At 48.0% G+C, this 19282-nt stretch carries 20 protein-coding genes and 2 pseudogenes; 2 read left to right on the top strand and 20 right to left on the bottom strand.

The window, feature by feature from the left end:
• Window positions 1–226: 226 nt before the first annotated feature.
• Window positions 227–934 carry a J domain-containing protein gene (locus NG833_RS06225; RefSeq protein WP_254564445.1) on the bottom strand — a complete coding sequence of 236 codons (708 nt, stop codon included), beginning with the start codon at window positions 932–934 and terminating at the stop codon, window positions 227–229.
• Between the two features lie 564 nt (window positions 935–1498).
• Between NG833_RS06225 and msrA the strand changes: the two genes are divergently transcribed.
• On the top strand, window positions 1499–2161 hold the full coding sequence (msrA, locus tag NG833_RS06230) for a peptide-methionine (S)-S-oxide reductase MsrA (RefSeq protein ID WP_254564460.1): 663 nt from the start codon (window positions 1499–1501) through the stop codon (window positions 2159–2161).
• A gap of 291 nt (window positions 2162–2452) precedes the next feature.
• On the opposite strand, the gene recA is transcribed toward msrA, so the two are convergent.
• The 8 genes and pseudogenes from recA to NG833_RS06270 form a co-directional block, all read right to left on the bottom strand.
• The gene (gene recA, locus NG833_RS06235) at window positions 2453–3361 is read right to left on the bottom strand and encodes a recombinase RecA (RefSeq protein ID WP_256555844.1); all 909 of its coding nucleotides are present in this window, start codon (window positions 3359–3361) and stop codon (window positions 2453–2455) included.
• A complete protein-coding gene (locus NG833_RS06240) occupies window positions 3358–3534 on the bottom strand; it encodes a hypothetical protein (protein ID WP_015148234.1) in 177 nt (58 codons plus the stop codon). The genes recA and NG833_RS06240 overlap by 4 nt, the downstream gene beginning before the upstream one ends.
• Window positions 3535–3715: 181 nt before the next feature.
• Window positions 3716–4291 (bottom strand): Uma2 family endonuclease, encoded by a 576-nt coding sequence (locus NG833_RS06245; RefSeq protein ID WP_254564446.1) that lies wholly within the window; start codon window positions 4289–4291, stop codon window positions 3716–3718.
• A gap of 307 nt (window positions 4292–4598) precedes the next feature.
• Window positions 4599–5603, bottom strand: a pseudogene (locus tag NG833_RS06250) (IS1 family transposase).
• A 79-nt stretch (window positions 5604–5682) separates the two neighbouring features.
• The gene (locus NG833_RS06255) at window positions 5683–6384 is read right to left on the bottom strand and encodes an iron-containing redox enzyme family protein (RefSeq protein ID WP_254564447.1); all 702 of its coding nucleotides are present in this window, start codon (window positions 6382–6384) and stop codon (window positions 5683–5685) included.
• A 99-nt stretch (window positions 6385–6483) separates the two neighbouring features.
• Window positions 6484–6996: an SET domain-containing protein-lysine N-methyltransferase gene (locus NG833_RS06260; RefSeq protein WP_254564448.1), complete on the bottom strand. Its 513-nt coding sequence runs from the start codon at window positions 6994–6996 to the stop codon at window positions 6484–6486.
• 406 nt (window positions 6997–7402) lie between these two features.
• Window positions 7403–8593 carry a phytanoyl-CoA dioxygenase family protein gene (locus NG833_RS06265; protein ID WP_254564449.1) on the bottom strand — a complete coding sequence of 397 codons (1191 nt, stop codon included), beginning with the start codon at window positions 8591–8593 and terminating at the stop codon, window positions 7403–7405.
• Window positions 8594–8660: 67 nt separating this feature from the next.
• A pseudogene (locus tag NG833_RS06270) lies at window positions 8661–9650 on the bottom strand (IS1 family transposase).
• A 338-nt stretch (window positions 9651–9988) separates the two neighbouring features.
• Here NG833_RS06270 and NG833_RS06275 point away from each other — a divergent pair.
• Window positions 9989–11047: an NAD(P)-dependent alcohol dehydrogenase gene (locus tag NG833_RS06275; RefSeq protein WP_254564450.1), complete on the top strand. Its 1059-nt coding sequence runs from the start codon at window positions 9989–9991 to the stop codon at window positions 11045–11047.
• 173 nt (window positions 11048–11220) lie between these two features.
• Here the strand turns inward: NG833_RS06275 and NG833_RS06280 are convergent, their stop codons facing one another.
• From NG833_RS06280 to NG833_RS06330, 11 genes are all read right to left on the bottom strand, one after another.
• Window positions 11221–11664 (bottom strand): SH3 domain-containing protein, encoded by a 444-nt coding sequence (locus NG833_RS06280; protein ID WP_254564451.1) that lies wholly within the window; start codon window positions 11662–11664, stop codon window positions 11221–11223.
• A gap of 6 nt (window positions 11665–11670) precedes the next feature.
• Complete coding sequence (locus NG833_RS06285) at window positions 11671–13197, bottom strand: AAA family ATPase (protein ID WP_254564452.1); 1527 nt, start codon at window positions 13195–13197, stop codon at window positions 11671–11673.
• A gap of 76 nt (window positions 13198–13273) precedes the next feature.
• Window positions 13274–13786 (bottom strand): DUF177 domain-containing protein, encoded by a 513-nt coding sequence (locus tag NG833_RS06290; protein WP_254564461.1) that lies wholly within the window; start codon window positions 13784–13786, stop codon window positions 13274–13276.
• Window positions 13787–13941: 155 nt separating this feature from the next.
• Complete coding sequence (locus NG833_RS06295) at window positions 13942–14442, bottom strand: R3H domain-containing nucleic acid-binding protein (protein ID WP_254564453.1); 501 nt, start codon at window positions 14440–14442, stop codon at window positions 13942–13944.
• Window positions 14442–15587 carry a membrane protein insertase YidC gene (gene yidC / locus NG833_RS06300; protein ID WP_254564454.1) on the bottom strand — a complete coding sequence of 382 codons (1146 nt, stop codon included), beginning with the start codon at window positions 15585–15587 and terminating at the stop codon, window positions 14442–14444. Before yidC ends, NG833_RS06295 begins: the two co-directional genes overlap by 1 nt.
• A gap of 67 nt (window positions 15588–15654) precedes the next feature.
• Window positions 15655–15795 carry a hypothetical protein gene (locus NG833_RS06305; protein ID WP_254564455.1) on the bottom strand — a complete coding sequence of 47 codons (141 nt, stop codon included), beginning with the start codon at window positions 15793–15795 and terminating at the stop codon, window positions 15655–15657.
• Window positions 15782–16177, bottom strand: a complete 396-nt coding sequence (locus NG833_RS06310) for a PH domain-containing protein (protein ID WP_254564456.1) — start codon at window positions 16175–16177, stop codon at window positions 15782–15784. The genes NG833_RS06305 and NG833_RS06310 overlap by 14 nt, the downstream gene beginning before the upstream one ends.
• On the bottom strand, window positions 16149–16580 hold the full coding sequence (rnpA, locus tag NG833_RS06315; protein WP_254564457.1) for a ribonuclease P protein component: 432 nt from the start codon (window positions 16578–16580) through the stop codon (window positions 16149–16151). The genes NG833_RS06310 and rnpA overlap by 29 nt, the downstream gene beginning before the upstream one ends.
• Window positions 16581–16783: 203 nt before the next feature.
• Window positions 16784–16921, bottom strand: a complete 138-nt coding sequence (rpmH, locus tag NG833_RS06320; RefSeq protein ID WP_015148244.1) for a 50S ribosomal protein L34 — start codon at window positions 16919–16921, stop codon at window positions 16784–16786.
• A 215-nt stretch (window positions 16922–17136) separates the two neighbouring features.
• Window positions 17137–17670 (bottom strand): DUF2808 domain-containing protein, encoded by a 534-nt coding sequence (locus NG833_RS06325; RefSeq protein ID WP_254564458.1) that lies wholly within the window; start codon window positions 17668–17670, stop codon window positions 17137–17139.
• 271 nt (window positions 17671–17941) lie between these two features.
• A complete protein-coding gene (locus tag NG833_RS06330; RefSeq protein ID WP_254564459.1) occupies window positions 17942–19006 on the bottom strand; it encodes an isochorismatase in 1065 nt (354 codons plus the stop codon).
• Window positions 19007–19282: the final 276 nt, after the last annotated feature.

Genomic DNA, 19282 nt, shown 5'->3' on the forward strand with positions numbered 1-19282 from the left:
CCAACAAATAAATCATCCTTGCTTTGATGCGATCGCACCTAACAAGGCTCTTTTAGCCCGCGCAGGCGGGCTTTGTCCTGTGAGCCTCCACCCTTCAGGGTGCGGGTTTTTTGAAGGTTTTATTTTTTGGAGTTCCCTAAATCGCAAATTTAAGCTAGAAACCCGGTTTCTGGTCCCGTTGAGGTCATCCTAAATCGATGCTCTAGTTTGATTACTATCCCCACCCTTACCCAAAGATATTTTTAATGGCTGAATGGGCTTCTTTCCTTAAACCATTAGCAATTCTAAACAATTCTTGCCCGGTATGGAGATAGTGTTCGTCATAGTTGAGGGTGAAGAATTCTAACTCATCGATGCCATCGCCAATGCGATCGAGACAGTAATAAAGATTGGCGGCAACAGCGGCAACCGTTGCAGGATTTTGCATGGATTGGAAATAGATTTGCGCTTGGTTGAGGAAATCCCGGCATTTTTGTAAATAAGCCTGAAAATCTGCCATTAATTCATCATCAAAGGGGTCCGCTGCGAGACAATCGATTTCATCATTTAAAGTGTACAAAATTTCATACAGCATTCGGTTGACAGGTTGATAGACTTGTTTAACCCATTTTTCGAGGTGATCGTCTGGATCGGGGCTGTTTTGGCGAGCGTGATGATAGTTCTGTTGTGCACGGGCAGTTCGTGTCTGGCGATCGCGAGTTTGAGAGTAGGATCTACCCGAGGTTTGACGGCGATCGTAAGACTGACGGCGTTGCGGATCCCCGAGGATTTCATACGCACCATTAATCTGAATCATCCGTTCCGAGTCCGATGATTCTAAATTTTTATCCGGATGCACCAGTTTGACTAACCGTCGATACGCTTGCTTAATTTCCGATTGCGTCGCTTGGGGACTAACTCGTAATGTTTCGTAAGGATTAATTACATCATTCATTTCTACAACTGTCAGGCATTGACCCTAGAATAAGCATTAAATAAAGATAAATTCACAAAAAAATCAAGGTCAATAAGCCTTGAGTATTTAAGCCTCAAATTTATTAGTATTTTGGGCATTATCTTTATTTAAAAAATTTCAACTACCCATCATAATCTTTTCAAGATACCTTGTCAAGGCTTGAAGGTTCTCAGTTTCAGCAAAAATACTCAATGGATTTTGCAGTGAACTGCGGATATCAAGGTGTCATTATAAGCCAAAGTTTGATAAGGTCACCCAATATATTTCTAATAAATTCAAGGAAAATCCTCCGGGAATTTTCCCGGTAAGCCAATCGCTTTTAGCCGTTATTTCTACAAAAAATGGCTTGAAAAAGCTAGTGCGCTCTCTCTAATCTAGGTAGGTATGACTAGACTGGCGGCAGGGATGGGATTTGACCCCTTCCTGCGGCTATTTCTTAGGGGTCCCAGGGTTGCCAATCTCCCCGAGGCGATCGCGCTCCCGCAAATTCTCGCTATTATTAAGAAAAGTAAAGAATCACTCATCATTCGGAGTCAGAACATCATGGGACTATTTGGATTAGGCAAAAAACTCACCCTACCCACCCCAGACAAAGCCTTACCGGGACGCCAGGAAGCGATTCCGGTCCCCGCCAATCACTTCGTCAATGGCAATCCCCTCAAACCCCCCTTTCCCGATGGCATGGAACAAGTCATCGTCGGCATGGGTTGCTTCTGGGGTGCCGAACGTAAATTTTGGCAACAAGAAGGCGTCTTCGTCACTGCCGTCGGGTACGCTGCCGGAATCACCCCTAACCCCACCTACCAAGAAGTCTGTACCGGCATGACGGGTCATAACGAGGTCGTGTTAGTCGTGTACGACCCCAAAGTCATTAGTTTTGAAACCCTGTTAAAAGTCTTCTGGGAAAGCCACAATCCCACCCAAGGAATGCGTCAAGGTAATGATACCGGCACTCAATACCGTTCAGGAATTTATGTCTATTCTCCCGAACAAAAAGAGTTAGCCTTGAACTCTAAAAAAGCCTATCAAAAAGCCCTCTCTGCCGCAGGATATGGCGAAATTACCACCGAAATTATGGATGCCCCAGAGTTCTACTATGCTGAAGGATATCATCAGCAATACTTGGCTAAAAATCCCAATGGCTATTGTGGTTTAGGCGGAACAAATGTGGCTTGTCCCGGCATGACTCAAACTTCAGCAGTTTAGTCTATAGTCCAAAACCCGCACCCTAAAGGGTGGGGCTATACGGACGAAGCCTGCCTACGCAGGCTGAAAGAGTATAGTAGGTTTTTAATAACCGAATTGGGATGATTTATTTTGGGGAATACCCCTAAATGTAGAGGCGATTCGCGAATCGCCTCTACATTTAGTAATGCGTAAACTAAACCATTCCCTTCGTTCCCAGGCTCTGCCTGGGAATGCCACAAGGGAGGCTCTGCCTCCTAAGCGCGATCGAGACCTCGAAAACCCTTAAAACCTCTCGTTATAGCGCTTCTCTCACGAATCTGCCCGAAGTTTCAACACTTTCATAACAGTGTTTTCTAGGCGTTCATAAAGTAGTGGATTTCGTTCCAGATAATTCAGGCACTCCGAGCGACTTTGCCCGATCGCCTTGCCTTGATAGCGATACCCCGACCTTTTGCAGGTAATTAACCGCAGTTGCTCTCCCAAATCAAATACACAGCCTAAATGAGAAATTCCTTGCCCGAAAATAATATCAAATTCCCCGACTTTAAACGGTGGGGCGACTTTATTTTTGACTACTTTGGCTTGCACTCGCATTCCATAGTCTTCTAATTTATTGCTGAGGACTTGCATCGGGCGCATATCGATGCGAACTGAGGCATAAAATTTTAAAGAATCTCCGCCTGCGGTGGTTTCGGGTCCGGCAATGGAATAGAAACTGTGGCGTAGTTGGTTGAGGAAGATTACTGCACAGTCCGATCGCCGCATATTGTGGGTAATTTTTCGCAACCAGTAACGCATTAATTGCACTTGTAAACTGGAGGCTGTCTCTCCCATTGCTCCAGCAATTTCTGCTTCTGGGACCAAAGCAGCTACGGAGTCGATCGCCACTAAATCCACTGCTGCTGACCTCACCAGGCGATCGCTAATCTCTAGGGCCATCTCTCCGGTGTCCGGTTGCGATACCAGCAGGCGGTCAATATCAACCCCAATTTTTACTGCATAAGCCGGATCTAGAGCGTGTTCGGCATCGATAAAAGCGGCAATTCCGCCGGTTTTTTGGATTTGGGCGATCGCATGGAGAGCAACGGTGGTTTTTCCTGCACTCTCGGGTCCAAAAATCTCGATCGCCCGTCCCTTCGGTAATCCACCACCTAACGCGACATCTAAAGTCAGCGCCCCCGTCCCAAACTTCTGGATCTGGCGGTTCAAATGGGTCAAATCAAGCCCAAGCGATCGATCAATAATGCAGCAACGACAGCAAATCCCGTAATTCCTAACGCCACCAATGGATTTTGACCTTGGCTCACCGCAAATGAAGTGACGACACCGGCTCCCAAAGCTGCCGTAACCGCAGCCGTGGCGAGGTCTTGATTAGAATTTTTGTTGTACATCGTTGCTATCTAGGGTAATATTTTTCAGTTGTTAGGAACCCTAGCATCTTTATTTTTTCAGGTAAACCGAATCCCGAGAAATTGCAATTATTCTTCTTAGTTTGCAAAATTTCTTAATACTTTCAGAGGTGGGCTTCGGGACCCCCAGGGACCAAAAACCGGGTTTTTACCTCAATTTGGTTCAATAGACAATCAGCAAGTTGAGGCGGAAACCGGGGAGGATATCTTCACCGGATAGGATAGCGGGATTGTCTAAGACTTCTTTTTCCCGACCTTGGCGATAAATTTCTACCTGTCGATTTTGGCCGTTAATCAGCCAACCGAGGCGCGTGCCATTTTCCATGTATTCCTGCATTTTTTCTTGCCGGGGTTTTAAGGCATCACTGGCAGAACGTAACTCAACGACAAAATCCGGGCATAAGGGTGGAAATTTTTCTTGCTGTTCTGGGGTAAGGGTATTCCATTTTTCTAAGGGAATCCAAGCAGCATCAGGAGAGCGGTTGCTGCCATTTGGAAGTTGAAAGCAAGTGGAAGAATCAAAGCCTATCCCGGTCCCATCGGTATCGGTCCAGTTGGCGAGTTGTTGAGCCAGCTTAAAATTTCGGTTTCCCGTCGTTCCCCCGGTGGGTGGCATGATAATGATTTCTCCTAGGACGTTGCGCTCAAATTTTACATTTGGATTCGCCTGACACAGTTGATAGAATTGGTCATCGGTTAGTTTAATAATGGGATTAAAGTTGACAGTAATTGCAGTCATAGTTATAGGAGTTATGCAGTTGCTTTCAGGGTAATCCCAGGAGGGAGATAATTTAATCTATAGCGATTCGGTGGACTGATGAGGTACTTTTCAAAGCCCCTCTCCCGTTCTGGGCCGCCGACGGTTTGGGGCCGCCATCGTTGTACCTTATGGGCATGAGAAAGGCTATATTACTGTGCATTGTGGGAAAGTGATTCTTTTGTTCTACTCCATTGTCTCCCCCACTGCGTCAGTCCCGTTGGAATAATGGGACAAATTGTAGGGTCCTTCGTTTTAAATTACGTCCTAACTGCCCGGCACTGGTTTGCTAAGGAGGGATGGCGTAAAAGCCAGGCAGAGTCAGAATTTCCTGAGTAGTCAAGGGTCGGTCACAATAGCCCATCGCCATTGCTGGAGTCACAGCCTTACCCAAACTGTAATGGGGTCGAATCCAGTTATGGAGCAAACGTTGCACATCTATTGCTCTTTGTAGTCCCTCCACGCGCTTGGCATAGAGATTTTGACGTCTACGATAGGCACTCGTCCGTCGGCGGATAGCAGCATTCTGGGCCTCATTATGATTCGCATGAACTTGATTAACTGGACTAACGGCTGTCAAGGGATGCTCCGTCTTGAGCCACTCAACCCGTCGTCGCCCCTGAGAACCTTTGATTTTGATGGCGACCTCTAAACCTTGTCGCCAGACTTTGCGTCGTCCAAACGCTGGTGTTGTCTCGTCAGCTTGAAGATAAACGCTTGCCACCTTCCACAACTCCTTGCTGTAACGCCGCTCACCATCAGTGAACCAGCGAATGAACTGAGCCGGTGAAGCCCAGTCCCAGACCTTTGCCACAATCTGCTCGAAGAGTTCCTTCGTCTTTTGACCGACTTGCGCAGCTATCCAATACCGACTCTCTCTCTCGATGAAGTGAGCTGTCCAACCTTCGGACTCAGAGGGGGGGAAGATTCTCGCTGACGCGAGTGTAAAGCTCATCTCCTTCAAGAGTTACGTCTGATTGCTCTGGTACTGCTGGTGACCATTGAGATTCGTGTTCTTGCAATCGTTTCTCCCACCGAATAATGGTGGCATGGGACTTCGCAAACGAACGTCCTGTGGCTCGCACGCCTAGCCCTTCTCCTCTGACATTGATGGCGGCTGCTACCGTTCCCACTCGTGTTCTGAGCCGGGCCATCGGGGTGTTAGTTCGCTCATTAAAACGTTTGTGACAGTGGCGACATAGATAGTTCTGACGCCGACACGCCGACTGTTGTCTTTGAGTTTGGTGGTTCCGTTCTTGACGGTCTTCTCTCTCTGGCAGTAGGGACATTTCATGGTCTACAAGCTATAGACTGTCTCTATTTTAACTATCACTCTCTAGCTGACCAGTGCCGTGGTAAAAATGCACTGAAATCTATAGATTACAGACTGCATCACTAAGTTGTTGTCGCATCTTAAGTTCATACTCAAAGACAAAATTGAAAACTTCTTTAACTCCGTTTTGATCTTGTTGCCAGAGTGGTAGCAAGACAGGCTCAACAAGCTCAAAATGCTTGGCTTCAGAATGTACTGTGAAAAAAGTCAGGGACTTTTTGGGTAATTGAAATGTATTGACAACCTTCGTCAAAGCCATATAATCCGGATTATCAAGTCTTTCGCAAGCAGATAATAAGCAAGCCATTCCTGTTGAGTCGGTACTTTGTAACAATTCAATCCATCCTCGCTTGTAGGCTGAAACAAAAGGAGGATAACTATCATTTAAAAAATATTCAGTCTTTAGATCAATCCCAACATCCATAGCAAAGTCAAGATACATCTGTTCATGGGAGCAACCATCCCCTCCCATCTCTTCTGCAATATTATCTAAAACTGTTTGTTTTACTTGTCGATTCGGGGCGTGATTTCCTAAATACCAAAAGATTTCTTGACAGCTATGGCGATATAGATGATAAACCAGTTTTACAAAGTGAATCTTCTGAGCCTCATTCAACAATTCTTGCCCTGTAAACAACTGGATCGAGTTGATAGATTCGACATATTTTTGATCCCAATCCGTCAAAAATGCCGAAAGTTCTTGGTATGTGTCACTAGATTTTGAGATATTTGCATTAGTCATTGAAGCCATTTTCATTTTAGAACTATTTGGGTGTTGTCATAGATTCCAAGTTTGCACCTTAAGATTCAACTTTGAATCCTTGAATTTTTCAATCAAATCCTAGAATCTGTTGAGGATATGATTGGAAAATTGGTACTTCTCTAAAACTTCCGAAGGTAAATGCTTGGCACCCTGAATTGTTTTGAGACAATTTACACTATCACATAAACAATCAAATGACTGAGCCATTGACCATTCTGTAGAAGGATAGAAAAATGTCATCTGTTCCCCAACGCCAATTTCTTTGAGACAGACCACTTGCATATTGACAGTATCAAAATGAGTGTTGGGATCGCAGCTATGGTTGATATATTGTAAAAAAACAGGATCGAGCAGAATATGTCTCTCTTCACCAACTTGTACTGATAGGTAGTTGGGCTTTTTTACATAATTCCTGGCACCAATAGAGGAAATTATGTCGCCTGGTTTAAACAGAATCTTAGCATGGAGTGATTGTGCTCCGCTTTGCGGACATTTCCAAATCTCTGCAAAAGGCGTTACTTCTTCTTTAAGTACTATTCTTTCTGAATTAAAAGAATAGTATTTAGATGCATTTTCAGTCGCTTTTTCCATTAATAGAAATTTCAATTCATTAAAACTAGAATCCCAGCCAGTATAGCATAATATAGCGAGTTTTTCCTTACAGAGTTTTTTTATAAAAAAACATTGACATATAGTGCCGTGGCACAGCTAAAAAGGTAGGTTAGAAAAATCTCGCGTCTGGTGAGCACTGCCCACCAGGCAAGGGTTTCATGGATTATGATATTCTCACCACTTAAGATGTGTCGCGACACATCTTAAGTGGTAGATTAAGTAGGGTGTCGTTAGCGTAAAAAAGTGGAGCGTAACGCACCGAAAGGCAAGCACTTCAGCAAGTTCAGCTATTACACCAGTTAAGGCGTGCCACGACACTACTGGTGTAATAGTTGAAGTCGTTTCCATGGCTTGATACTTGACTCTGTTCTATTGTCGAAGCTAGCTAATTGCTGACGCTAGTCAGTTCGGACTTGCCGTTATAAAGTCTATTATAGTGGTAACGATCTTGTCCACGCAGTAGTACGGCACGCCAGTTCTTGAGGTCTGCACGTAGCTTATGGTATGAGAATTGGTGGCCTTGTTCAAACATTGTCGGGGTGTAGAAGCGTGTATCGGGCCTAGCGATGCGTCCGTTGATGCCCCACCTTGGCTCACCAGTAGAATTTCCCACCGAACCGTGAATGACCCGTTCGGTGAACAGGAAAAACTGACCCGCTTTTGTTTCAATAAAGTGTTCCTTAGCCTCTGCGAAGGGGAATTCTAATTCTCCTTTATCATACCGATATATTTGATCAACCTCATCAAAATTTCTATTCACAATGGTCGGATAGATGTTTCTGTGGCTGCCTGGAATGATCCGCATGCATCCTCTTTCACGGTTAGAATCAGTAAGTGCAATCCAACACGTAACCTGAAAAAGATCCTCATGATTCGGCGGATTGACCACACATTCCCGCATATTATGAAATAGCCAGAGGCTTGCTTGATGCCAGGGGGTACCCGCTTTGTGACCAGGCACTTCGAAGCAATCGGTTTTCCACAAAAGCAAATCTGGCCCCAGCAGTTGCGCGCAGCGTTCAATGATTTCTGGCCGCCGATAGACACTCAGCAAACGCTCATCATCGAGATGGCGATTGACTTTATCTATATGAGGCATGACAGACTTTTTGAACTCTTCGGTTATTTCGATGTCATTTTCATCGCTAGGAAACAAGATATCAGCCAGACCTGTTTGCTCTTCAAATTCAAAATCCCACATCTTCGAGCTATTGGTCAGTACTGAAGCAAGCAAATGATCCTTCAGCGACGTTGCTTCCTCTGGTGTCATCAGGTCGAATGGGCCAATATAACCGTTTTCATAGAAGGATTGAATGTCTGTCGCGTCTAATTGGTACGACGGCTCAACCTTTACCTTCGGTTCAAACGAGGCGGGGTCTTTCATTTTAGATGGGTAATCATTGTAGATGCGTGTACCGCCCGTGCTGAAGGCTACCCAAAACATGTGAAAATTCCAACCCGTTGGCAACTTATCCTTAGTTGACTGTGGCAGCAGTGGATGTAAGAAGGGAAGTTTCGCAACAATGTAGTAAAAAACCAGATTGATCGCGAAAGCAAAATCAAATTGGGTTGCCATAAGATTAACTGCCATATGAATATTTCTAGACATTATAGAATACTTTGGGATCTCTGGTACTGGTCACTTAAGGTGGCAAGTCTTGAAAAATTCTCAGAGAAAGCATTTGCCCAATACTCACGGCTCGTGAGGTGAAACCGAGCGCCATGGCAGGAGTCTGCAAACTCGACCATCGTAGTCTAACCCAATTATGGATTAAACGCTGCACCGAGAGGACTCGATCGAGTCCTGATGGCGTTTTGGCGTAGAGATTTTGTCGGCGCCGAAAGGGGCTACAACGACGACGTAAGGCAGCATTGTGTGCCTCGCAGTGGTTGGCATGGACGTCGCTCTCGGCACTGATAGCTGTCCAGGGATGTTCGAGTTTGACCCACTCGCGTCGGGCTTTTCCCTGTGACCCTTTGACCTTCATGGCGACCTCGAGTCCCTCGCGCCAAACTTTTCGAATGTCGTAGACGACCGGCCAAGAGTGCCGGTCGAGCCAGACACTGGCGAGCTTCCATAACTGCTGGCCATAGCGACGCTCTCCATCGGTGAACCAACGGATGCCCTGGCAGGCCTGTGCCCAGTTCCAGACTTGGCTGACGATGCGCTCGAAGAGGCTTTCATCGCGTTGACCGCTGGCACTCGCGACCCAATAGCCACTACTACGTTCTTTAAAAATCGCCGTTCAGCCAGGACTTTCGTGAGCCGGTCGGTTTTTCTCCACTTTCGTGTAAAGCTCGTCTCCTTCAAGGGTCACTTCGGTTTCAGCACCTGGGGTCGGCGACCACTTCGACTCTTGGGCGGCCAGTCGCGATTCCCATTTGCTAATACTGTTATGTGATTTGTCCAGTACCCGGGCGGTGGCTCGCACGCCTAAACCTTCACTACGGGCTTTGAGGGCCGTTTCGACAACGGCTTGGGGCGTTCGTAGGCGAGACATGGGCGTGCCGGTGCGTTCGTTGAAGCGTTTCTTGCAGGCGGTGCAGCGATAACCCTGAACTCGTTGTCCGGTATGCAGTTGACGCTGACCGTCTTTCTGGGTTTTCGGGCTGTGGCAGTGGGGGCAATTCATGGATAATTTTCGAGGAGATTATACCTCCCACTTTACACGACCAGTGCCACCCCTTGATAGAGCAAGCGCTCACTGTTGGGTCTTTACAATTGGGAGAGCCAACCGAAGGGTTGTAAGAAATCAAAAAAATGGGCATTAACAGAAATGATTGGCTCCCCCTACCCGAAAAGGCCAGGGGGAGCCAATCTCGGTCGTGCCTGGTGAAAAGTATTGCTCTCCTGCAACCCCGGGTAGGAAGCCATTCAGAAATCGGTCATTGGCAAGAATCCCAACGAAATAGCAAAGCTAAGGGCCGAACAATGCCTGTTGCCAAAGTAAACCATTAGGAGCATCAATTTATGTACAAAGCAAAAGCGTATTCCGCTGCCAGTGCGACTGCACCCCTGGCCTCCGACATCATTACAAGGCGCGACCTCAGCGAACATGATGTACAAATCGAAATCCTCTTTTGCGGCATCTGCCACTCTGACCTCCATTCCGTGCGTAACGAATGGAGCAATATGATGCCCACCGTCTATCCCATTGTCGCAGGCCATGAGATGGTAGGCCGCGTTACCCAGGTGGGTTCGGGAGTTACCAAGTACAAGAAGGGCGACCTTGCTGGGGTCGGCTGTATGGTCGAATCGGATGGGACTTGCCTCTATTGTAAAGATGGCTTTGAGCAGTTCTGCCCGAACCTGACCCTGACCTACAACTCTCCGGACAAGTACCTTGAAGGGGTGACCTATGGGGGCTACTCCGATAGCATCGTCGTCAATGAGCGCTTCGTTCTGCGTGTTCCTTCAAACCTGGAACTTGCTGGAGTCGCGCCCCTCCTATGTGCCGGAATCACCACCTACTCGCCCCTGCGCCACTGGGGTGTGACCAAGGGCAAGAAAGTTGGGGTGGTCGGTCTTGGAGGGCTAGGCCACATGGGAGTAAAGTTCGCCCATGCGTTCGGTGCACAGGTTGTTGTCTTTACCACCTCCCCGGACAAGACAGAAGATGCGCTGCGCCTTGGTGTCGATGAAGTTGTCATCTCGCGCCACGCCGAGGAAATGCAGAAACACGCCGGGAGTTTCGATTTTATTTTGGATACTGTCTCCGCCAATCACGATATCAACGCTTATCTCAACCTACTCCGCCTCGACGGTAACATTACCCTAGTCGGCGCACCCTCTAACCCCTTGCAGGTGTCGGCATTCAGTTTGATTATGGGCCGCCACAGTCTCTCAGGTTCCAATATTGGGGGCATTGCTGAAACCCAGGAAATGCTTGATTTTTGCGGCGAAAACAATATCACTGCCGATGTTGAAGTTATCCCGATTCAAAAGGTGAATGAAGCCTACAAGCGACTGCTCAAGTCAGATGTTAAGTACCGTTTCTGTATCGATATGGCATCGCTTAAATCGGAATAAGCCAGATTAACACCCAAAAAAGTAACCTTCCAAAAGTACAAACTTGGAAGTTTTGAGGAGTAGCATTTGCTGGCGGTGTTGTTGCCAGTCATAAAAACAGCAAAAAGTAAGCCCTCGCCTGGGGGCCGAGTTCAATATTGAGGTTCTGATGAGTCAACTCGGGTTAGGGGCGGTTAGTTCAGGCGTTCCGTATTGCCACCTTTAACCCACCCATCTTGACCACTGCCTTCGATGCGAACCTTTTCCCATTCCTTGTCTGAGCTGGTTTCGAGAACCACCACCTGGGCGTTAAAATCAAGTCCGCCAATGGAGTTGGCTTCATAACCGGGGCGATCGCGCAAAATTAAGCCATCGGGCCAAATCACCTTGGCACGGTAGGCATTCTCAGGAAGGGCATCTGAAGCATTCCCAGACCCTTCGCTGGTGGCTCCCTCTTGGGAATTTTCCGCCTGGGTTGCTGTAACCGCTGGCCGATCATTACTAAAACTCGGTCTGGCAGGCAGTGCCGTTAATTTCGTGACGAAATACAGCCCTGCGGCGACACTCCCACCCGCAAGGATGATCAGCGCCAAAGTAAAACCGAGGATAAATTGGACTAAACTGGCAAGACTCCGCATAAATTCTTATGATTCAGGCTGTTGCAGTTGACGTTGCATCCGACTATTCAATGTACTGTATCTGGAGGCAAGACGAGCTTTTCCTGCCGCCGCCCAATCTTTTAAAAACTGGATTTGCTCTGAGGCGGTACGGGCTAGGGGAACGATTTGACTGGCGGCTTCCAAAATATCATCCGTGGCAAAGTCGCGGTTTTGACTAAATCCAATATGCATCGCTTCGATCAACGCTTGTTCGATTTCTGCCCCAGAAAAATCAGGAGTTTCGTAAGCCAGCCTTTCAATATCATAGCTTTTCAAGTTATGAGGTCGCAATCGGGACAAGTGTACCGTAAAAATGGCGTTTCGTTCTTCTTGAGCGGGCAATCCCACAAAGAAGATTTCATCAAATCGACCTTTGCGGAGCATCTCTGGGGGCAGGGACTGGATATTATTGGCGGTGGCAACCACAAAGACTGGGGAGGTTTTTTCGGCTAACCAGGTGATAAAGGTGCCAAAGACGCGACTGGTGGTCCCGGCATCTCCTTTACTGTCTAATCCGCCAAAGGCTTTGTCAATTTCATCAATCCAGAGGACGCAGGGGGCGAGGGCTTCAGCCAGTTGAATCATTTGCCTGGTGCGAGATTCGGATTCCCCGACTAATCCGCCAAATAGTCGTCCGACATCGAGGCGGAGGAGGGGGAGGTGCCAATGATGGGAAATGGCTTTGGCGGTGAGGGATTTGCCGGTGCCTTGAATGCCGACGAGGAGCAATCCTCGGGGATGGGGTAAGCCATATTGGCGTGCCCGTTCGGAGAAGGAGCCTCCGCGACGGATCAGCCAGTCTTTGAGGTTATCTAGGCCGCCGATATCGGAGATTTGTTCCGTGGCGGGGTAGAATTCCAGGATTTGGGTTTGGCGGATGATGGTGCGTTTTTCTTCGAGAATGAGTTCAACATCATCGGGTTCGAGTTGTCCGTGGGTGGCGATCGCCTTGGCTAAGACTCGGCGAATGCGATCGATGGAAAGACCCTGGCACGATCGCACGATTTCATCTAAAAATTTTCCGTCTAAAGGATGTCCCGTTGCCGAGAGTAACCGTTCGACTTCCCCTTTAATTTCTGGGGCATTGGGGAGGGGAAATTCTAAGACCGTGAGGGCTTCGCTGAGGTCTTCGGGAATGGCGACGGATGGGGAAATAATCGCAATATTTTTAGGTTGAGATTTGAGGGTTCGGGAGAGATTTCTGAGCTTTCGGGACACAGAAATATCTTCTAAAAAGCGGTGAAAATCGCGCAGAATAAATATTGCCGGTGCAGAGGCAGGCAATTTTTCGACAAATTCTAAGGCTTGGAGGGGGTTGCGGCGACCGAATCCGCTATCGTTGGGATTGCCCTGGTAACCATCGACAAAATCCCAGATATAGACCGCCCGATTCCCGACTTCTTTGGCACAATGAGCGATCGCCGCTTCAACTCGTTCTTCTTCGCGGGTGGGAATGTAAATTAACGGATATCTGGCTCGGAGAAATAGTTTAAACTCTTCATTGAATGTCATAGCTGGTTAAATTTTGGAGTAGGATGTTCTCATGATTTTGGACTAGCTTGACATCCTGCCATCCAAAAACGGTTAACTAGCTTGGCAGTTGTTTTTTGAGTTGTTCTAAGGCCTCCGCCCAACGGCGATCGCCCACCGACAGAGGACTACCCTGGCCCGGGGAAAACTCAATTCCCGAACAGTCGGCATCACAGAGTTGGCGAGAGGGAATTTCCAAACAAATCTGTTCATACAACCAGGCTTCCGGGTCAAAAGTGCCTTGAGAGGAGAGGGTTTCCACCAACTCTTCCAGGGCAATTTCGCGTTCTAAAGGACCATCATCCGGGCCACTTCCCGTTTCATCCAGACAGATAATTTCCGTAGGCTGGATTTTCAGTCGATGATTGTACTGTTGCAAGCATCGATAACAAGTGAGGGTAACAATGGTTTCCGCTTGAGCCCTCACCTCTAAATAGTTGCCCCCATGTCTGACTTGAATTCGTCCCCGAACCGGGGTCAAGGTTTCTAAATCCTGAATGAACTGTTGAAACTCGAAGGTTTGCGTCTGTTCTGATGCTTTGGCTAACCGAGGAATATAAATTGCTTCCAGCATTCTGGTAACCCTCAGAGGGAAAGTAATTTCATGCGATGTGATTTAGGGGGTTAACCCGTGGGTTGGGAAACCCCCCTGCACCAGGGGCATTTCCCTCACTCTTCAACCCCAATCATCGGGGTTTTCATGAGTGTGCTGTGGGCGATCTCGACTTAAGCGCTTCCGGCCCCTTCGCGCCGGTGCACCACCAGTCGTCGGTCCGGTTCTTGTCCCCGACTGAAGGATTCTAGGTCCTCATAGTCCTTGAGTAAGTTATGAACCTGCCGTCGTTCCGCAGAAGAAAGCCCCTTCATTTCATAAGCTTCCCCAGTTTCCTGAACCGTTTGGACCGCTTTAGCCACCATTTCCCGGAGTACCTCCTCTCGGCGCACCCGGTACTGATTCAGCTCAATCGTATAGGAGGCTTGGACATCGGTAGGCTGGGCGATATTAAGAGTTGTGTTCAACAGATACTGAATCGCATCCAAAACCTGTCCATTGGGACCCGTCAGAATTTCAATTTGTTCTGGGGTCAGATTTTTCTCATCAATGGTCAACCAAAAGCTATCTGCTTGCTCCTGCGTTGTGACTGAACTTTCAATTCGCAATAGGGTCAGCAATTGTTCAATCCACTGCTGACCTCGTTGCATTGGACTTTGGGTTGAGGATACCATTAGGCTTTTTTCTTGGGACGACCGGGTTCAAAGGGAAGTGTTTCGCGGCCCTTGCCACTTGAGGTCTTTTCCTGGGCTTCTACCAGTTTTTGGAGATTTTCGGGAAGGGGTTCGCGGGAGAGAATAAAGGTTTGCGCCGTCTGAAAGACGTTAGCAATGACCATGTACATCAACACCCCAGCAGGCAGGGGGAAGAACAAAAACATTCCCGAGAAAAGCACTGGGGTCAGCTTGTTGACCGTGGACTGCTGCGGGTTATCGCTGGCACCTGGGCCACTTTGTCCCGAAAGCAATTGGTTCACGTACAAACTAATCCCAAAGAACAGCACCATCCCGACAATATCCCAGTGGATATTGCCTTCGGGGTCCACTGCACCGACGCGACCGAGGGCTTCGATGAACAGAAATCCTTTATTGGCTGCTAGTCCCGGCAGGGTGGCTTGAATGGTGGCTTCTCCAGGCTGGAGGGCTTCGATGGTGCCATCTTCATTAATCCGCACTCGGTCTTCTCCTTTGGTGACTTGCCACCGAGGAGATAATTGCGTATCGGGATTCTGGGCGACTAATTCCTTTAAGGGTTTGCCCTCAACGGATTGAAATTCCAGTTGAGTTTTTTCCCCGACGGTTAATTTATTGCCTGCGGGAAGTAACGCCACGATGGGGGCGTGTTGTCCATCGGAGAAATAAATATTCTGCTGGGGGGTGGCGAATGCCTGGGGAACAATCCGTTCGACTTGTTCACTGGGAAAAATTTCAACGTTGACGTTGTAATTAATATCCGAGAACGGTGAACCCCGTAAAGTAGCGAACAAGGCAAACAGAACTGGCATCTGGAGGACGACTGGCAAGCAGCCGGACAAGGGATTGCCAAATTCTTTGTAAACCTTGCTCATTTCTTCCTGCTGTTTTGCAGGTTCTTCTTTGTAGCGTTCTTGAATTTCTTTGACCCGCTTTTGCATGACGGGTTGAGCGACTCGCATTCTTCGCATACTGCGAATTGAGCCAGCACTCAACGGATAGAGGGCAAAGCGGATCACGAGGGTCAGGGCGACAATTGCCAGACCATAGCTGGGCACGATCCCGTAGAAGAAGTCCAGGATCGGCAGCATTACGTTATTGGAAAGAAATCCGACTCCAAAGTCCATTCTTTTATGTCAACCTATGCGGTGGGGAGATTTTTTGTCTATAACCTTGCTTAAATACTAGCCATGTTTAAGAGGTTTGATGGCTGGCCCTTTGGCTTAGGGCGTGATGGAACACTGGGGCAGTAGGGGCGATCGCCGCCAATTTTGATGGTTTGAGGGTTCGCTCTTTGCTACTACTGCCGAGGTTCGCCTGGTTACCGATTGCCAATGGCTCCACTGGCCTGTTTTGCTTTGGCGGACAATTTGTTCGAGATGTAGTCATAAGCTTCCCGAAAATTAGGAACGCCACGCATTTCTAAACGAGAACCGTCTTTGAGGGTAAATACCATATCGCCCCAGAGTCCGAAACCCCGAGCCACGGTCTTCACCTGGACAATTTCCGAGTAGATGATATCACTGCGCTCTCGTCCCATCCAGCCGCTGTTTATAGAAATTCGGCGGTTGGTGATGCGGTAGCGCAGCCACAATGCCCGCACGATCGCTCCAACAGTTAAGGGTAAAGCAATCACCGTAAATCCTAACAGGATGTTCACGATTAGTTCCCCAATATGAGGACCCCCTTCATAGTAAACTTCCTCGCGAATCGCCATTGAGTACCTCTGCTTGTGCCAACAACTGCTCTAATTCTTGCAGAAGTTGGCGATAATTGCACTCTACTGCTGAGGGACGCACGATAAAAACCAGGTCCCATCCCCGGGAAATTCGGGGGAGAAATTCCCGCAATCCGGCTCGGATTTGCCGCTTAATTCGATTCCGAATCACGGCTTTTTTGCTTACTTTTAGGCTAATCGAAATTCCCACTCGGGTCGGCTGATTTGCCGTTAGGGCGGAGGTTGGGTTTTCCGACCCCAGATCGGGCTGTTTCGCCACAGGCAGAACGCCCTTGCGCCGTTTGGCTCTCAAGGTTAGGTGACTGGTCTTTCGACTGATTCCCGTGCGATAAACAGCGCTAAACTCTTTCGGGCGTTTGAGCCGATTCGATGCAGGTAACACGGTGTTTTTTTCCGGATGCAGAAGGATTGGGGTGACTCTGATTCCCCGAAGAAGCGACTGACCCCGAGTCCGGTTCTACCTCTGTTTGGCTCCATTGGAACCCCGAGGTCTAACGGTGGCAATTGGGTTCATCCTGCCACCGATCGCACCGGGAACGGTTGCGTCCTGCTGAGGGTTTGACTCCATTTTTATGGAGGACCCGACTACACGGCTAACCGATAACGTCCCTTGTTCCGACGGGATTTAATCACTCGGCGACCATTGGCCGTTCTCATCCGAACTCTAAACCCTGAAACTCTCTTTCTTTTGCGGCTCGTGCCATGTAGGGTGCGCTGTGTCATAACGATTAACTCCTAGGTTGCGACTCTAAACTTTCAAAAAAAATCACAAATTTTTATAATATCATGACTTTGCACTTAAAACCAATGGATCCCTGATTTTTTTGAGCGGTTAGGGGAAGCAGAGGGGACCCGGAGTTGGCTTCAAAATGAAAGGGAACGCCAAAACCTGACGTTCCCTCATTGCCATGATTCCCCTTCCTGTGGCTGTAGGGGGCTTAGTTGATGGCTAAAACCCAAGTCCCAATATATTCGGGAAGCGGAGGACCTCCGCGAGTCACGACCAAGGCATTAAAATTGAACATTCCCCCAAAGTTGGGGTTGCGGACATTGGACAAGACCACTTCAATGTCTGTATTCGCTGGAATCGCTTCGGTTGGATAAATTTGAATGAAGCGATTATCCTGATCCCAGAAGGCATCATCTAATTCAATCTTGTCGCCATTTACTGTCACTTCGATCCGGTCTTCATTGAATTCGCCTCGGTAGTTTTCGGGATAGTTAATCCGCAACTCAGAAATGGCCAAGTTCACTTTTTCCTTGGGAATTTTGAGCCAATAGCGGTCCCAGCTATTCTCCCGGCCACTTTGCACGCAATATTTGAGTTCGCGATCGCGTCTAACCCCACCAAAAACCGTTAAACCTGAACATCGGAACGCCCAACTCGGAGGTGTAGGCATGGCTGTAATCAGCAATCCGGTCACAGCTATTCCCAAAAAGACTCGTCGCATAGCAGAATCAGGAGACAACATAAGCTTAAATCCGTCACTCACCAGAGTATTTTAGCTGCTTTGTAAACTTTTATAACGTACAGACCCTATTTTTGTGTCCTGCTCAATGGAGGGCGTTTGACAAGGGTCTTGATGAAGGCGATCGCAATATACTCGATCTGTTCCTCATCGAAGTCACTGATCTGGAAGACTTGCAGAAATTTTATCGAGTTCCCCCTCAACCCAGGACGAGGATCCGTTTTTCCCGAGTTCAAAATAATCCGCAGTTTCTCGGCTAAAACAGTGTCCACCTCTATCGATTAGAAAAAGGTGAACCCGAACCCACCAGTCCAGGCCAATTGTCCATCGCCTCAGTGGATTTTACCAAATGCATTCCCGCTTCAGAAAATCTGGCAAAGGCAGCATCAGCAGCATCGGTGAAGTCTACCACATTTGGAACCACGACGGGGGAAGTACAATCCTCCAACAGATAAACCTTTTGAGCTAATTTGGGGTCTCGTTGTTGGATATCCCGGAGGAGGTCATCGATAGTCCAAGCAACACAGTGACTTTTGGCTTGTCCGGCGATTATCAAGATATCAAATTCGAGTAATTTTTTGATTAAGGGGCTATTCGGTTGGGCGATCGCTTTTCCGGCTTGGTCTAATAATACTTCCGGACGCAATGCGGAATAATTCTCCGTGAGGGGATGGTTTCCTTTCAGTTCAAATCCCGTGGCGGCATGGCGGGCCAAATTATGAAAAAATATCGCCGCTTCTACAGCAGAAACTAAGGGGTGACCAATGCCGCCCAGCAAACTGTGATAGGGCCAAATAATCAGGGGATATTTCCCATCAATTTCCAGTTGTTTAACGTAGTGGTGAGCGTACTGTTGGATTTGCTGCGAGTTGCGATCGCCCAGACTCTGAGCAACGGTCGGATTTACCTTCCAAACCCCATTTTCTACGTCCTGAAGGGAAATTTGGGTTAAAGGAGGCGGATTGTCTCCGTTGCTATCCACCCAGAATATGGGATGAAAAATTTGCCCTGTGGTATGGGTATCCATCGTGGGGATGATTGTGGTAATCCGATGCAAATTCCGATAGATAAATTCACATAAGCGCTGGTTATCTTCAACGGCACCATTGCCACTGCGTCCCCCCACAAAGAGTTCAAAGTCGGGAATGCAGAATGTATTTTGAATGTCGATGGCTAATAGGCAAATTTTAGGGGAGTCGGCGATCGCCGGTTGAATCCGGTGAGTTTTGGCCCAAGTTTGGGCGTCCTGAGCAAGCTGCTGATAAGGGACTCGCCAAACTTGGCCGACTTTTGCGCGATTGAAGTGAGGGGGAATGGGTAAGGTGTGGGTTGGGTTCATGTGCTCTCCAGTCTGCTGAGGGCGCGATCGCCGGGTTCATAGAATAAAAACCCGCACCCTCAAGGGTGGGGCTACACGGACGAAGCCTGCCTACGCAGGCTACTCGATTGAACCAACTGGGCGATCGCTGATTTTACTTTAGGGGATTCCAACAAATAAATCATCCTTGCTTTGATGCGATCGCACCTAACAAGGCTCTTTTAGCCCGCGCAGGCACCGCTTTGTCCGTGTAGCCCCAGGCTTGAGCCTGCGGGTTTTTTGAAGGTTTTATTTTTT

The sequence above is a fragment of the Oscillatoria sp. HE19RPO genome (genome assembly GCF_024220515.1).
Taxonomy (GTDB): domain Bacteria; phylum Cyanobacteriota; class Cyanobacteriia; order Cyanobacteriales; family Laspinemataceae; genus Laspinema.